10 protein-coding genes are annotated in these 15,958 nt (G+C 39.2%); 9 read left to right on the forward strand and 1 reads right to left on the reverse strand.

Annotation, left to right across the window (positions count from 1 at the left end):
- Positions 1-20 precede the first annotated feature (20 nt).
- Entirely contained in the window at positions 21-2,195 is a 2,175-nt protein-coding gene (locus tag R2Q70_RS12285; protein WP_316807873.1) for an amylo-alpha-1,6-glucosidase, read from the forward strand.
- A 101-nt stretch (positions 2,196-2,296) separates the two neighbouring features.
- Here R2Q70_RS12285 and R2Q70_RS12290 read toward each other — a convergent pair whose 3' ends face one another.
- Positions 2,297-3,070, reverse strand: coding sequence for an IclR family transcriptional regulator (locus R2Q70_RS12290; protein WP_316807874.1), 774 nt, complete (start codon positions 3,068-3,070; stop codon positions 2,297-2,299).
- Between the two features lie 275 nt (positions 3,071-3,345).
- Here R2Q70_RS12290 and R2Q70_RS12295 point away from each other — a divergent pair, with 275 nt between their 5' ends.
- The 8 genes from R2Q70_RS12295 to R2Q70_RS12330 all read left to right on the forward strand — a co-directional run bounded on the left by R2Q70_RS12295 (position 3,346) and on the right by R2Q70_RS12330 (position 15,776).
- A complete protein-coding gene (locus R2Q70_RS12295) occupies positions 3,346-6,096 on the forward strand; it encodes an alpha-L-rhamnosidase (RefSeq protein WP_316807875.1) in 2,751 nt (916 codons plus the stop codon).
- On the forward strand, positions 6,097-7,200 hold the full coding sequence (locus R2Q70_RS12300; protein ID WP_316807876.1) for a glycosylase: 1,104 nt from the start codon (positions 6,097-6,099) through the stop codon (positions 7,198-7,200). It begins immediately after the preceding gene.
- 12 nt (positions 7,201-7,212) lie between these two features.
- The gene (gene galB / locus R2Q70_RS12305; protein ID WP_316807877.1) at positions 7,213-9,729 is read left to right on the forward strand and encodes a beta-galactosidase GalB; all 2,517 of its coding nucleotides are present in this window, start codon (positions 7,213-7,215) and stop codon (positions 9,727-9,729) included.
- A 49-nt stretch (positions 9,730-9,778) separates the two neighbouring features.
- Entirely contained in the window at positions 9,779-10,939 is a 1,161-nt protein-coding gene (locus tag R2Q70_RS12310) for an ABC transporter substrate-binding protein (RefSeq protein ID WP_316807878.1), read from the forward strand.
- Positions 10,936-12,087, forward strand: coding sequence for a CaiB/BaiF CoA-transferase family protein (locus R2Q70_RS12315; RefSeq protein ID WP_316807879.1), 1,152 nt, complete (start codon positions 10,936-10,938; stop codon positions 12,085-12,087). The genes R2Q70_RS12310 and R2Q70_RS12315 overlap by 4 nt, the downstream gene beginning before the upstream one ends.
- Positions 12,088-12,293: 206 nt before the next feature.
- Entirely contained in the window at positions 12,294-13,457 is a 1,164-nt protein-coding gene (locus R2Q70_RS12320) for a CaiB/BaiF CoA-transferase family protein (RefSeq protein ID WP_316807880.1), read from the forward strand.
- A complete protein-coding gene (locus R2Q70_RS12325) occupies positions 13,450-14,688 on the forward strand; it encodes an extracellular solute-binding protein (protein WP_316807881.1) in 1,239 nt (412 codons plus the stop codon). The genes R2Q70_RS12320 and R2Q70_RS12325 overlap by 8 nt, the downstream gene beginning before the upstream one ends.
- Complete coding sequence (locus R2Q70_RS12330; protein WP_316807882.1) at positions 14,685-15,776, forward strand: Gfo/Idh/MocA family oxidoreductase; 1,092 nt, start codon at positions 14,685-14,687, stop codon at positions 15,774-15,776. The genes R2Q70_RS12325 and R2Q70_RS12330 overlap by 4 nt, the downstream gene beginning before the upstream one ends.
- Positions 15,777-15,958: the final 182 nt, after the last annotated feature.

The raw sequence follows: 15,958 nt of genomic DNA on the forward strand, positions 1-15,958 counted from the left end.
AAAACCTTAATAAATTTATTATGAAAAACTTCAATAAAATACTTTTACTTTCGCTCTTTAGCTGCCTGATTCTTCCAGCTTTTGCACAGAAAGCATCATGGATTTGGTACCCCGGCGATTTTGATATTTACATGAGCAATGTAATGCAGAACCGAAGAACGGAACGTGGTTCATTTTTTCCTGTGTTCTGGAAAATGGATAGCCATTATGTTTTGGTCGATTTTCATAAAGAGTTTACGCTCAGTCAACCCGAAGAAGTAAAACTTTTTGTAGAGGGAACTTACAATGTTAAAGTGGATGGTCAGGCGATTTCGGGTTTCCCAAAAACTGTAAAAATTCCTGCCGGAAAACATAAGCTAAGTTTAAAAGTCTACAGCCAGGGAGCTGTTCCGGCAATCTTTGTTCAAGGAAAAACCGTAGTTTCTGATGAAACCTGGTTAACCACATTTGAAGACAAGGAATGGATTGACCAGAGTGGTAAGGTTTCAGATAAATCAGGTACAACTTTTGTAACGGCTGGTTCCTGGAATTTAACCGACCCATCAAAATTACCATCGCAATTTAAATTGCCAACTAAACCGCTTCAGGCAGTTTCTAAAAAGAAGACCGAAGCTGGAACACTTTATGATTTTGGCAAAGAGACCTTTGGCTTTATTAAGCTGCATGGATTAAAAGGAAAGGGAAGAGCAAGTCTTTATTACGGAGAATCTCCGGAAGAAGCTTTATCAGTCGCCAAATGCGAAACGCTAGACCATTTAGATATCGATTTAGCACAGAAGAAAGATTCTATTATGCCGCTCTCGAAAGCTTTCAGATATGTTAATTATCAACCTAACGGAAGTGTTTCGGTAGACTCAGTTTCCATGCTTTACGAGTATGCTCCTGTTAACGAGCGTGGAAGTTTCAAATCATCAGATGCTGAACTGAACAAAATTTATGATGTGGCGAAATATACATTCCATTTAAACACACGTGAGTTTTTTATCGATGGTATAAAACGCGACCGATGGGTTTGGAGTGGTGATGCTTATCAAAGTTATTTAATGAATTATTATTCGTTTTTCGATGCGCCAACTGTAAAAAGAACATTACTTGCTCAGCGTGGTAAAGACCCGGTGACAGCGCACATTAATACCATTATGGATTATTCTTTTTATTGGTTTTTAGGGATTTACGATTACTATAAATTTACCGGCGACCAGAAGTTTGTGCAGGACATCTATCCAAGAATGCAATCGCTTATGACATATATTGATGGCAGAAAAAATGAAAACGGTTTATTGGAATGGATGCCGGGTGATTGGATATTTATCGATTGGGCTGATAAATTAAGCAAAGATGGGGAAGTGAGTTTTGAGCAATTATTATATGCCAGAAGTTTAGAAACCATGGCGTTGTGTGCTAAACTGGCAAACGATGCAGATGGTGCTTCAAAATATGATAAGCAGGCAAAGGAACTCAAAGCCAAAATTTTCGAACTGTATTGGAATCAAAGTAAAAATGCTTTGGTACACAGCAGAATTAATGATCAGCAAACAGACAACGTAACCCGTTATGCCAATATGTTCGGAATTTTCTTTGATTATTTCACGCCAGAGCAAAAATTGGGTGTTAAAAAGAACGTTTTGCTGAATGATCAGGTTGCAAAAATTACTACGCCTTACATGCGCTTTTACGAGTTGGAAGCATTATGTGCAATGGGCGAACAATCTTACGTTTTAAAGGAAATGAAAAACTATTGGGGTGGTATGTTAAAACTCGGGGCAACTTCTTTTTGGGAGGAATACAATCCTGATAAAAAAGGAGTGGAGCATTTAGAAATGTACGGTCGCCCATATGGAAAAAGCCTTTGCCACGCTTGGGGCGCCAGTCCGATTTATTTATTGGGTAAATACTATTTGGGTGTGAGTCCGGTTACGGCTGGTTATGAAACTTACACCATTGAACCAAGTTTGGGTGGCTTAGAATGGATGGAAGGTAAAGTACCGACAGCGAATGGCGATATTTCTGTTTATATGAACAAGAAAGAAATTAAAGTTAGTTCTGCTGTAGGCACGGGTACGCTTAAAATCAAAAGCAAATCAAAACCGGTTGTTAAAGGTGTTGAAGTTAAAGCGCTTACACAAGGTAATTATGAAATAAAGATAGAAAAAGGGAAGAATTATTTGGTGAGATATAACCCCCCAACCCCCTAAAGGGGGAGCTGAAAAGCAAAATGGAAATAGGCCCTGTTTATTTTGAAATTGAGTGGTTTAAACTGTAGAAAGTCAAAAGCCCCCTTTAGGGGGTTGGGGGTTTAAACCCCAATCCTCTGTTCAATTTTTTTAACGCATTTATTCGCTTCGGCAAGAATCACATCATTTTCGATTGCCTTATCTGCGTTTAAAGCATTTAACATCGAAATGGTTAAACAGGCAATAATACCGTTATTGCCGCCAATTCCAATGGGAACAGAAATATCGGTCACACCAGATACAGAATCACTATTTCTTAAATACGACCCTGTTTTTTGAATATCCGTTAACGAATCAACAAAATCTTCCTGTTGAGTTTTAGCATATTTTTTAAAAATAGCATTGTTTTTAAGCGTGAGTGAACGTTCTGCTTCAGGCATATAGGCCAGTAACACCTTACCTGAAGCCGTTAACGGCAATGGAAAAAGATTTCCCTCTTCAATGGAAAGCGCAATCGGACCCGGACTCTTGGCATGGATAATCACCATCACCTGGTTCATATACAAAATACTCAAGTGGCAAGATTGACGGATGGTATTGGCCAACTCTTCCAACGGAAATTGCGCCGCTTTGCGCAGTTCATCCATTGGCGAGTGCCTGTGCGACAAATAAAAAAGCTTTAACGAAAGTCTGTATTTTCCCGAAACTTCATCGCGTAAAATATATCCGCGGCTTTCCAAACTCATTAACATCCGATAAATTTCATTCGGTGTTTTCTCAATTCCGATAGCAATTTCCGTTTGAGATAGGGGAATGGATTGTGCGGATAAATATTCCAATATATCAAGCCCTTTATCTAGCGCTGGTGCCTGATATTTTGATTCCTTTTCGTTCATACAGGTTTAAATTTGGTCGTAGCGTATTTTTTACAATTTCAAACATACAAAATGCTTTCTTATTTTGCGATTAGAACACATTCTATAATTTTATACAAGATAATATGTTTTCATATTTAAAAAAAATATTTATATTTGAATTACACATAAAAATTAAAGTTAGCAAATAATTCAGGCTTTGTTCGTTTGATTTTGAAGCTAATTTTAATTAACATTTTGTGGTGATAACCAAATTATAAACCTATTAAACATCCCTGAACGGTGTAAGTAAATTCATGAGCAAAATCGTAATTTTTTCTTGGTTGTTTTTGCTAAGTATTCCGCTTTTTGCACAGGATATTAAAGTGGCTCATTTGAGTTGTGGCTATCGAAATAATCCGGTTGGGATAGATTTTGTTTCGCCAAGTTTAAGTTGGAAGTTGGAATCATCAAAATACAATGTCACCCAAACTGCTTATCAGATATTGGTTTCGAGCAGTGCTGAAAATTTGAATAAAAATATAGGCGATGTTTGGGACACTAAAAAAGTAAATTCATCTCAATCCATTCAGGTACCGTTTAAGGGTGCAAAACTTTTATCCACTAAAACCTATTTTTGGAAAGTTCGGGTTTGGGATAATTATAAAAATGAATCTGCCTGGAGCAAAGATGCTTTCTGGCAAATGGGTTTACTGGCTCAGGAAGATTGGAAAGGTGCTAAATGGATCGCCTATGAAAAACTTGCGGATTCGAATGTAAATGTATTACCTGTTGATGGAAAGAAGGATAAATATACCGGTAGCAATGTGTTGCCCATGTTTAGGAAAAACTTCGCCGTTGCCAAGTCAGTAAAAAAAGCTACAGCTTTTATTTCAGGCTTGGGGCATTTCGAAATGAGCTTAAACGGTGCAAAAGTTGGAGATGATTTTCTCGCCCCAGGTTGGACAAAATATGATCAGGAAGCTTTGTTTGTGACTTACGATGTTACCAAACAAATTAATAAAGGTGTTAATACAATTGGTGTGATGCTGGGTAACGGCTTTTATTATGTTCCGCCCGTTAAAGATCGGTACAGAAAATTAAAGGTAGCTTACGGTTACCCAAAAATGATTTGCCGCGTTTTGGTTGAATATTCTGATGGAAGCACTGCAAATATCATCAGTGACCAAAGCTGGAAAACAGCTCCATCTCCAGTTACTTTCTCCAGCATTTATGGTGGTGAAGATCACAACGCCAATATGGAACAGCAAGGCTGGAATTCACCTGCTTTTAAGGATCTAAAATGGAAAACTTCATTAATTGTTGGAGGACCAAAACTGAAAGCGCAAAAGGAAGATCCGGTTAAAATTTTCGAAAGCTTTTCACCTCAAAATATTACTTCGGTTGCAAATGAGTGGGTTTATGATATGGGACAAAACTCATCAGCCACCATTGAGCTGAAAGTTCGGGGTAAAAAAGGTGATACCATTCGCATTACGCCTGCCGAATTATTAAAGGAAGATGGCTCGGTTACACAAAAAAATATCGGTGGTCCATCGTACTTCACTTATGTTTTGAAAGGCAGTGGTTTAGAAACCTGGAGGCCTAAGTTTTTCTACACCGGATTTAGATACCTGCAAATTAAAGGTGCTGTTCCGGCAGGAAAAGAGCATAATGCAAATAAAGCAGTTGTTGAAAATTTAAGTGCACTACACATTAGAAATGCTGCAGAACAAGTTGGTCAATTTTCTTCATCTAATGAGTTATTTAACAAAACTTTCAAGCTAATCGATTGGTCGATTAAAAGCAATATGGTTAGCGTTTTTACCGACTGTCCGCACCGCGAAAAATTGGGTTGGCTGGAACAGTTGCATTTAATGGGTAACTCGGTTGGCTATAATTATAACGCTGCACCACTTTTCAAAAAGGCATTGCAGGATATGAAAAATTCTCAGTTGCCGAACGGATTAATTCCTGAAATCGCACCTGAATATGTAAAATTTGAATGGGGCGGAGATATGTTCCGCGATTCGCCGGAGTGGGGAAGCAGTGGCATTTTGTTACCCTGGTATTTGTATCAATGGTATGGCGATCAACAGGCAATGGTTAATTATTACCCGATGATGCAGCGTTACATCAACTATTTGGCTACCAAAGCTGATAACCACATTTTATTGCAAGGTTTGGGCGATTGGTACGACTTGGGTCCGAAACCTCCTGGCGTTTCTCAATTAACGCCAATGGGTGTAACCGGAACGGCAATTTATTATTATGATTTGAAGATTTTGGAGAAAATGGCTACGCTTTTAGGTAAAAAGGCTGATGCAATCGCTTATTCCAATTTAGCCGCAGAAGTCAAAAAATCATTTAACAACAAATTCTTCGACTCTAAAACCAAGCAGTATGCAACCGGTTCACAAGCCGCAAATGCTATGGCGGTTTATATGGGTTTGGTTGAGGATAAAGATAAAAAAGCAGTTATCGATAATTTGGTTAAAGATATCAGAGATAGAAAAAACAGCTTAACGGCAGGTGATATTGGCTACCGTTACGTATTGCGGGTTTTAGAAGATGCAGGGAAATCTGATGTAATTTTCGACATGAACAGTCGCTCTGATGTACCAGGTTACGGGATGCAAATTGCCAAAGGCGCAACGGCTTTAACCGAAAGTTGGGCAGCCTTGCCGACCGTTTCAAACAACCATTTTATGCTTGGGCATTTAATGGAATGGCTGTATAGTGGCGTTGGCGGCATTCGTCAGACTGAAAACTCAATCGCTTTTAGCAACATTAAGATTGAACCAGAGATAGTTGGCGATTTAACTTCTGCTAGTGTAAGTTATAATTCATCTTACGGTGAGATTTCTTCTTCATGGAAAAAAACGAATAACAGTTTTGAGATCGAGGTAAAAATCCCGGTCAATACCAAGGCTGTGGTCTATCTTCCTTTTTCGGCCAATCAAAAAGTTAGTGAGGTGAATCAGTTAGCTTTCCAAACCATTGGTTCTGAAAATGGAAAAACAAAAATTTCAATCGGTTCTGGTACCTATAAATTTAATGTGAGATAGATGAGAGCGATTTGGATATACATATTGGTTGCGCTATCAAGCTTTTCTGCCTTGGCTCAGGAGATTAAAAACTCTGTTTCTCAAACGGAAATGGAAAAAATTTATCAAGAAGTAAAAACGCCTTACAAATATGGTTTGGTGATGGTTCCGGAAGATAAAGAGCATAAAATGGATTGCCCGACCATATTTAAAAAGGGAAAATATTGGTACATGACTTACCTGATTTTCAGCGGTCGGGGATATGAAACCTGGTTATCAAAAAGCAAAGACTTACTCCACTGGGAAAATCAGGGGAAATTGATGTCTTTCGGTGATGCAGGATTGTGGGATGATAACCAAAAGGCAGGTTACAATGCTTTGTTAGATATGAAATGGGCAGGAAGTTACCAGGCCAAAACATTTGATGGCAAATATTGGATGTCGTATTTCGGTGGAAAAGAGAAAGGTTACGAAGTGGAGCCACTATCCATCGGGATGGCTTACACCGCAAAAGACCCATCAATTGTTCAGGAGTGGAGCAGGTTAGATAAACCGGTTTTAAGTTCTTCAGATCGTGATGTGCGTTGGTGGGAAAACCGGAATAAGCTTTTCAAAAGCACAGTAATTGAAGATAAAAAACGCTTAACTGGTCATCGCTTTGTGATGTATTACAATGCCGTTGGCGATTCGTTAGCAAACAATAAAAAAACACGTTGGTACGAGCGGATTGGCATGGCGGTGTCTGATGATATGGTTAACTGGAAACGTTTTCAAAAGAATCCTGTGGTTCATCATCCGGTTGGAATTACGGGTGATGGTGTGATTCAGCAAATAGGCGATAAGTATGTAATGTTTTATTTTGGTGCGTTCTGGCAGGATAGAAAAGGTTCATTTAATAGATTTGCGGTTTCGAAAGATTTGGTGAACTGGACCGATTGGACGGGCGATAACCTGATTGAGTCATCAGAGAAATACGATGAATTGTATGCGCATAAATCTTTTGTACTCAAACATAAAGGCATAGTTTATCACTTCTATTGCGCAGTAAACAAGCAAGACCAACGCGGGATTGCAGTTGCAACGTCGAAAGATTTAGGTAAAAGTAAAGTGAATTTTGTTCAATAATTGGATATGAAGATGCGAAGTTTTTTTAAGATTTTAGTTTTTGTGATTGCTGGATTATCGGCTTCACGTCATTGTGAGGCAAAAGCGAATTCGGCCGTCATTTCGACCGAAGCAAAGCGTAGTGGCGAAATCTTTGAACGTAATTTGAACACAAACGGAAAAGATTTTTCCACTGCGGTCGAAATGACGACAAATGTAGCGCCTCGCACTCGAACAAGCTTTAACAAAGACTGGAAATTCTTTTTAGGAGATGAACCTGGGGCAAAATCTCCTGCCTACAGCGATGTAAAATGGAGAAAATTAACCTTGCCACACGATTGGAGTATTGAAGGGAAATTTGATGAGAAAAACCCGGCAAAACCAGAAGGCGGAGGTTTGCCAACGGGAATTGCTTGGTATAGAAAAGAATTTACAGCGCCAGCTAATTTCGCAAGCAGAGTAATAACCATTGAATTTGATGGTGTTTACAAGAATTCAGAGGTTTGGATAAACGGAAAATACTTAGGTAAACGTCCGTACGGATACGCCTCGTTTTCTTATGAGATCAGCCAATATCTTAAAACTGGAAAAAATATCATTGCCGTTAAAGTTGATAATTCTGCGCAGCCAGATTCACGCTGGTATTCAGGTTCAGGTATTTACAGGAATGTTTGGTTAAAATCTACCGCTAAAGTTGCAGTGGCAAAATGGGGAACTTTTGTAACAGCAGATCAGTCAGGAAAAGTATCGTTTCAAACGCAGATTCAAAATAAAACATCAAAATTACAAACCGTTGTCATCACCAATGCTGTATTTGCTGCCGATGGTAAATTGATCACTAACACGATACAACAGAATGTCAAAATAGATACTTCTGGTTTAGAGCTTGATCGGATTTTAGAAATTAGAAATCCCATTTTATGGTCTGTCGAAAAACCATATCAATACACACTGGTTACCCAAATTGTTCAGAATGGAAAAGTACTTGATAGTTACGAAACCAAATTCGGCATTCGCTCATTCAATTTCGATGTGGCAAAAGGTTTTTCATTAAACGGAAAACCCATGAAATTACTTGGTGTTTGTTTGCACCACGATTTAGGTGCATTGGGTGCTGCCGTGAATGTTCGGGCGATGGAACGCCAATTGGAGATCATGAAAGAAATGGGCGTAAATGCGATCAGAACTGCTCATAATCCACCTGCACCAGAATTTTTAGACTTATGCGACAGAATGGGTTTTCTGGTAATGGATGAAGCTTTTGACATGTGGGCCAAGAAGAAAACCAAAAACGATTATCATTTAAATTTCCCAGAATGGCATAAACGCGATTTGGAAGATATGATTAAACGCGATCGTAACCATCCGTCAATTATTTTATGGAGCATTGGTAACGAAATTCGTGAGCAATTTGATAGTACAGGTATCGCAATTACGAAGGAACTGGTCGGAATTGTAAAGAATCTGGATAAAACCCGTCCGGTGATTTCTGCGCTAACGGAGACTGATTCTACCAAGAATTTCATTTACCAGGCCAAAGCCCTGGATATTTATGGACTAAATTATAACCATAAAAAATATGCTGATTTTCCGAAGAACTACCCCGGCGTTAAGTTTTTAGCCACCGAAACGACATCTGCATTAGAAACAAGAGGTTTTTACGATACCGCAGATACCATTCGCCGTTGGCCAAGAGACGGTAAAACCAAATTTACGGAAGGAAATAAAGAATGGTCTGCATCATCATACGACAATGTTTCCGCCTATTGGGGCTCTACCCACGAAGAAACCTGGAAAGCGGCAAAAAAATACGACCATGTTTCGGGTTTGTTCGTTTGGACTGGTTTTGATTATCTCGGCGAACCATTGCCGTATCCTTGGCCAGCCAGAAGTTCATACTTCGGAATTGTTGACTTAGCCGGCTTCCCAAAAGATTCTTATTACATGTACCAAAGTGAGTGGACCAACAAGCCCGTTCTACATATTTTGCCACACTGGAATTGGGAGCAGGGGAAATCAATCGAGGTTTGGGCTTACTATAATCATGCCGATGAAGTTGAACTGTATCTCAACGGAAAATCACTGGGAAAAAAATCAAAACAGAATGACGATTTACACCTGCTTTGGAATGTAAACTTTGAACCTGGGACATTGAAGGCAGTTTCCAGAAAAAATGGCAAAGAAGTTTTAGTTCGTGAAATAAAAACAGCTGGAGCACCTGCAAAAATTGAACTCATTGCAGATAGGAAAAACATCAAAGCCGATGGTAAGGATTTATCTTTTATTACCGTTCGCATTTTAGATGCAAGTGGAAATGTAGTGCCAAATGCTGATGATCTGGTTGATTTTAAAGTTGAAGGTAATGGTTTTATTGCCGGTGTTGATAATGGTTTTCAGGCCAGTGTGGAGCCGTTCAAAGCCAACTATCGGAAAGCATTTCACGGTTTATGCTTAGCCATCCTTCAGGCAACAGAAAAAGCTGGAAGTATTAAACTGACGGCAACTGCAAAAGGATTAAGCAGCTCATCAATAACCATTAATACAAAATAATTCCGATCAATATAGCGGTTGGAAACTAAAAGAAATAAAATTAAGATCAGTGGAGAAAACGATTAATTTAAAAGGAATAACATGGAACCACAGTCGTGGGCTTTTGCCAATGGTGGCAACGGCGCAGCGATTTTCTGAATTGTATCCTAATGTGAACATCACCTGGGAGAAAAGAAGTTTGCAGCAATTTGCCGATTTCTCTATTCAGGAACTAGCAGAGCGATTCGATTTATTGGTGATCGACCATCCCTGGGCGGGTTTTGCAGCGAAAACAAAATCTATTGTTCCTTTGGATTTCTATCTTTCTGATGATTATCTGGCCGATCAGGAGCGAAATTCTGTTGGTCAATCTTACGAGAGTTATTTTTACGATGAACATTTATGGGCATTACCAATTGATGCTGCAACACCTGTGGCTGCATCCAGACCAGATTTATTTGAGGAAAAAGAACTGGAATTACCCAAATTGTTTGAAGATTTATTAGCACTTGCCGATAAAGGCTTAGTAGCGTTTGCAGGCATTCCGATAGATGTGTTAATGAATTTTTATACGCTATGCTGCTCATTGGGCGAAGATCCTTGCCAAAACGACGAAGAGGTTGTTTCGCAAGAGTTAGGTGTTAAAGTACTAAAAATGTATCGTGAATTGGCTTCCAAAATCGATAAGGCAAATTTCAATAGAAATCCAATTCAGGTTTATGAGGCAATGACGTTAACCGATGAAATTGCTTACTGTCCGTTTGCTTACGGCTATTCAAATTATTCAAGAAATGGTTATGCCCGTAAAGTTTTGCATTTCCACGATATGATTTCATTGGATGGAGAAACCAATTTAAGGAGTACTTTGGGTGGAACAGGTTTAGCCATTTCCTCTAAATGTGAGGAATTGGATGTTGCAGCCAAATATGTAGAATTTGTAGGTTCACCAGCTTGTCAAGCCACCTTATTTTTTGAAAACGGCGGACAACCCGGGCATTTAACCGCCTGGAAAAACGACGAGGTGAATCGCCAAAGCCAGAATTATTTTTATAACACATTACCTGCTTTGCAGCGGGCATTTCTTCGTCCGCGTTACCATGGTTCAATGTTTTTTCAAGATCATGCAGGCGATGTAGTTCGCGATTATTTAATGAATGGTGGAGATGAAATTCAGGTTTTAAATCAAATGAACGAATTATACCGTAAATCTAAAACTTTGGTACTATCATGAACAGACCATTAGAAGGGCTTTTAGTTTTAGAGTTTTGCCAGTTTCTGGCAGGTCCATCCGCTGGATTAAAATTAGCGGATTTAGGTGCCCGTGTAATTAAAATCGAACGTCCAAATACTGGCGATGCTTGCCGCCAATTATCCATCAAAAATCTTTTTGTTGATGAAGATAGTTTGCTCTTTCATACGATTAACCGAAATAAAGAAAGTTATGCAGCCGATTTAAAAAATCCAGAAGATTTAGAAAAGTTAAAAAAACTGATCAGCAAAGCTGACGTAATGACACATAATTTTCGCCCAGGTGTAATGGAAAAAATTGGCCTGGATTACGAAAATGTTCAGCAAATCAATCCGAAAATTATTTACGGAATGGTTACCGGTTATGGAAATGAAGGTCCATGGCGCAATAAACCTGGTCAGGACTTATTGGTACAGGCCGTTTCAGGTTTAACGTTTTTATCTGGGGTTGATATCGATGGGCCAGTTCCTTTTGGGCTTTCCGTATCTGATATCATGTGTGGAAACCATCTGGCGCAAGGCATCATGGCGGCGCTCATTAAAAGGACAAAAACCAACAAAAGTGTTTTGGTCGAGGTGAGTTTACTGGAATCTATTTTAGATGTTCAGTTTGAAGTGATCACCACTTACTTAAACGATGGTGGAAAACTACCGGATAGAAGCGGAGCGAAGGGTAGCGCACATGCGTACTTAAGCGCTCCTTATGGCATGTATGAAACCAAAGATGGTTATATTGCAATGGCAATGGGAAATCTGCCTAATATTTGTGCAATTATCAATTGTGATATTGCAGATTTATATGTTGAGGCAGGTTCTGCATTCGAAAACCGGGATAAGTTAATTGTTCGCCTAGCTGAAACTTTTAAGAAAGATCATACTAAAAACTGGGTTAATCTTTTAGAAAGTCATGGAATCTGGTGTGCAGAGGTTTTGAACTATCAAACGGCTACAGCTTTGAGTGCTTACAAAAAATTAGAAATAGAACAACATTTGGATTTAGGAAAAGGTGTTAAAATCAAGACTACAGTTAGCCCAATTCGTTTGGATCATGAAAAGTTGTTTGCGGCAAAAGCTGCACCAAAATTAGGTTTTAATACCGAACAGATTAATAAAGAGTTTGAGTTAAACTAGTTGTCACGTTGAGCCCGTCGAAACGCAATAAAATGTTCTCCAACAAGCTCAGAATGACAATTAAAATGAAATAAAATCGGTCGTCATTTCGACTGGAGTGCAACGGAATGGAGAAATCTTTTAAAATAGCTTAAAAGATCTCTCCGCTACGGTCGAGATGACGACCGCTCCAGCTTATAACGACAATTGTTAAAAAATAAAATATTATGAGACCGCTTGAAGATTATTTAGTTATCGATTTCAGCCAGTTTCTTTCCGGGCCATCGGCGAGCTTGCGCTTGGCAGATATGGGTGCCCGCGTAATCAAAATTGAACGTTTGGGTGTGGGCGATATTTGCCGTACGCTTTACACCTCAAACTTGATTATGAATGGCGAATCATCGGTTTTTCATGCCATCAACAGGAATAAAGAAAGTTTTGAAGTTGATTTAAAAAATGAAGAGGACTGTGAAATGGTTCGTGAGCTGCTAAAAAAAGCGGACGTCATGATTCACAATTTTCGTCCAGGCGTAATGGAACGTTTAGGTTTCGATTATCCATCTGTTACAGCAATAAATCCAACCATTATTTATGGCGAAATTTCTGGTTATGGAACAGAAACTGAATGGAAAAATAAACCTGGTCAGGATCTGTTATTACAATCGGTAACAGGTTTAACTTCGCTAACAGGAAATGCCGATAGCGGCCCGGTTGCAATGGGTTTGTCGATTGTGGATATGTTGGCAGGTGCGCACTTGGCTCAAGGGCTTCTAGCCTGTTTGTATCGCAAAGCGATAAAAAATGAAGGCGGTTTTGTGCAAGTGAGCATGATGGAATCAGCCTACGATTTTCAGTTTGAAACCATTACCACCTTCATGAACGATGGTGGCGCACTGCCAGAGCGTTCGAAAAACAACAATGCAAACGCATATTTGGGTGCTCCGTATGGAATTTATCAAACAGAAAACGGATATTTAGCTTTGGCGATGGGCTCCATCCCGCAACTTGGTAAGTTATTGGGTTGCGAGAAACTCGAAGATTATTTAGAACCAAGTGAGGCTTTCAATAAACGCGATGAAATTAAGACAATTTTAGCTGAACATCTTTTATCAAACACGACTGAAAAATGGCTTTCTATTTTAGAACCAGCAGATATTTGGTGTGCCGATGTTATGAATTGGAACGCGTTAATGGCTCACGAGGGTTTCAAGATTTTGAATATGGTTCAAGAGGTTGAAATGGTTGATGGCTACAAATATGAAACTACACGTTGCCCGATTCGCATTGACGGAGAGCTTTTAATGTCATCCAAAGGTTCGCCAAAATTGGGTCAGGACAACGAGAAAATCATTAAAGAATTTATTACCCAGAATACCACTGCAAATGCATAATCAGCTAGACACTTTCAGGATTGCGGTTCGTAAATTTGCACCTTTTGAATCTGCCATGCAGAAATTCTGGGACAAATTTTGTGCGTTTTCAGGCTGTAAGTTAAAGCTGGAAATGGTGGTGATGGATTTGCATGAACTTTACGATGCAGCCATTACACAGAAAGGTTTGGCAAACGGAAATTTCGATATTGCGCACATCAGCACCGATTGGATTCTGGAAGCTTATTCCAATCAGGATGTAGAAATTTTAAATCCATACATCAATAGAAATAAACCACAGCATTTTCCACAGGGATGGAGCAAATCACTGTTGGGTTTGCAGCGTTTCGGTTGGGAAGTGGTAGGTTTGCCCTTTCACGATGGGCCAGAATGTTTCATTTACCGAAAAGATTTATTTGAAAGCGAAACTGAACAGGCAAATTATCTTCAACAATTTGGAAAAGCTTTAGAAGTTCCAAAAACCTGGGAAGATTTTCATCAGGTGGCACAGTTTTTTCATCGCCCTGCGGATCATCTATATGGAAGTATCTTTGCCGGTTACCCTGATGGACATAATGCCGTTTTCGATTTCTGTTTACAATTGTGGACCCGAGGCGGGAGTTTGGTTGATAAAAATGGTTTCATCCAAATCAATACGCAGGCTGCAGTCGATGGCTTAAATTTCTACCGAACAATCGTAAATGATAAAACTGCTGTTCATCCAAAATCTTCTGAATTTGAATCTGTAGCTGCAGGAATTGCTTTTTCGCAAGGCGAAGCCGCGATGATGATTAACTGGTTTGGTTTTGCGGCAATGTGTGAAGTAGATGAAAATTCAAAAGTTAAAGGTAAAATTGAAGTTGATTTATTGCCATCTGTAGCTGATAAAAACTCCGCATCTTTGAATGTTTACTGGCTTTATACCATTGCCAAAGGCAGCAAGAATAAAACAATTGCATACGATTTTCTTCGCTTTGCCATGGCCGAAGAGCAAGACAGACAGCTCACGTTAGAAGGTGGGATTGGTTGTAGAATCTCAACCTGGAAAGATGCTGAAATCAACAGAATTATACCTTATTACCATAAATTGGAAAAGTTGCATGAAGTGGCAAGAACACTTCCGCAAAAAGAAAACTGGGCTGCAATTGCGGCAATAATTGATAAAATGGTTTTACAGGCAATCAATACCGATACGCCAAGTTCGGAATTGATTCAGCTTGCTCAAAACCAAATTAATGAAATTGATAAATGAGTATTGATATAAAATATAAACCAGAATTACCAAAAACGAAGCAGCCTATCATCATTATTGGTGCAGGAGGAATTGTCGCCGATGCGCATTTACCTGCGTATAAAATTGCAGGTTTCGAGGTTTTTGGAATTGTAAACAGAACCAAAGAAAGAGCGCAAAAACTAGCTGATGCCTTTGGCATTCCCAACGTATTTAACACCGTTGCGGAAGCTGTGGCCAATGCACCAGCAAATGCGGTTTATGATTTAACAACCATGCCTGCACAATATATAGATGCTTTAAATCAGTTACCTGATGGTAGTGCGGTGTTGATTCAAAAACCAATGGGCGATGATTTTGCACAGGCAAATGAAATTTTGGAATTATGCAGGGCAAAGAATTTGAAGGCAGCGATAAACTTCCAGTTGCGTTTTGCGCCTTTTGTAAGTGCAGCGAGATATTTGATTGATAAAGGTTTAATTGGCGAACTGTACGATATGGAAGTTCGCGTAACAATTAAAACGCCCTGGGAAATTTTTCCTCATGTGATTATTCATCCGAGGTTGGAAATTCAATACCACAGCATTCACTACGTTGATTTAATCCGTTCATTTTTGGGTAATCCGCAAAGCGTTTTGGCAAAAACCTTAAAACATCCTGCCAAAAGTTTGTCATCCTCTCGCTCTACCATTTTATTTGATTATGGCGATACGATGCATGCAGTCATAAACACCAATCACGACCATGATTTCGGTTCAGATCACCAGGAAAGCTACATAAAATGGGAGGGAACCGAAGGAGCAATTGTAGCTAAAATTGGTTTGCTAATGGATTATCCACACGGTGTGCCTGATGTTTTTGAATATTGTATTGTTGAAGAAGGAAAAGCACATGAATGGCAAAGGGTAAAATTAGAGGGTTCCTGGTTTCCAGAAGCGTTTATAGGTACAATGGCAAATTTAATGCGTTACAATGAAGGAAGCGATGATGTATTGCATACCAGCGTAGAAGATGTGATCCAAACGATGGCGGTTGTAGAAAGTGCGTACCAATCGAGTGACATTGGAGGGGTTAAGGTTTCGGGTTTTGAGTTAAAAGTTGAAAGTTAAAGGTTGAAAGTAAAAAGTAAAAAATTTGGGTGCACACGCTATTTGCATGTTGAAAGGCCAAAGCACTAAAAATCGTTTTGCTGAAATCCAGCCTAACATCCCGTACGTACGGGATTAGGGATGCATTGTCAAAGCCAAAGCAGTGGCTTAAATAGAAAAATTTTAAGCTGGGAGTTTTGTTT

This window comes from Pedobacter agri, assembly GCF_032678665.1.
In the GTDB taxonomy this organism is placed as follows: domain Bacteria; phylum Bacteroidota; class Bacteroidia; order Sphingobacteriales; family Sphingobacteriaceae; genus Pedobacter; species Pedobacter agri_A.

Coding starts and splice junctions, on each gene's coding strand:
- R2Q70_RS12285 (WP_316807873.1), top strand. CDS start 21: ATGAAAAACTTCAATAAAATACTTTTACTTTCGCTCTTTAGCTGCCTG.
- R2Q70_RS12290 (WP_316807874.1), bottom strand. CDS start 3,070: ATGAACGAAAAGGAATCAAAATATCAGGCACCAGCGCTAGATAAAGGG.
- R2Q70_RS12295 (WP_316807875.1), top strand. CDS start 3,346: ATGAGCAAAATCGTAATTTTTTCTTGGTTGTTTTTGCTAAGTATTCCG.
- R2Q70_RS12300 (WP_316807876.1), top strand. CDS start 6,097: ATGAGAGCGATTTGGATATACATATTGGTTGCGCTATCAAGCTTTTCT.
- galB (WP_316807877.1), top strand. CDS start 7,213: ATGCGAAGTTTTTTTAAGATTTTAGTTTTTGTGATTGCTGGATTATCG.
- R2Q70_RS12315 (WP_316807879.1), top strand. CDS start 10,936: ATGAACAGACCATTAGAAGGGCTTTTAGTTTTAGAGTTTTGCCAGTTT.
- R2Q70_RS12320 (WP_316807880.1), top strand. CDS start 12,294: ATGAGACCGCTTGAAGATTATTTAGTTATCGATTTCAGCCAGTTTCTT.
- R2Q70_RS12325 (WP_316807881.1), top strand. CDS start 13,450: ATGCATAATCAGCTAGACACTTTCAGGATTGCGGTTCGTAAATTTGCA.
- R2Q70_RS12330 (WP_316807882.1), top strand. CDS start 14,685: ATGAGTATTGATATAAAATATAAACCAGAATTACCAAAAACGAAGCAG.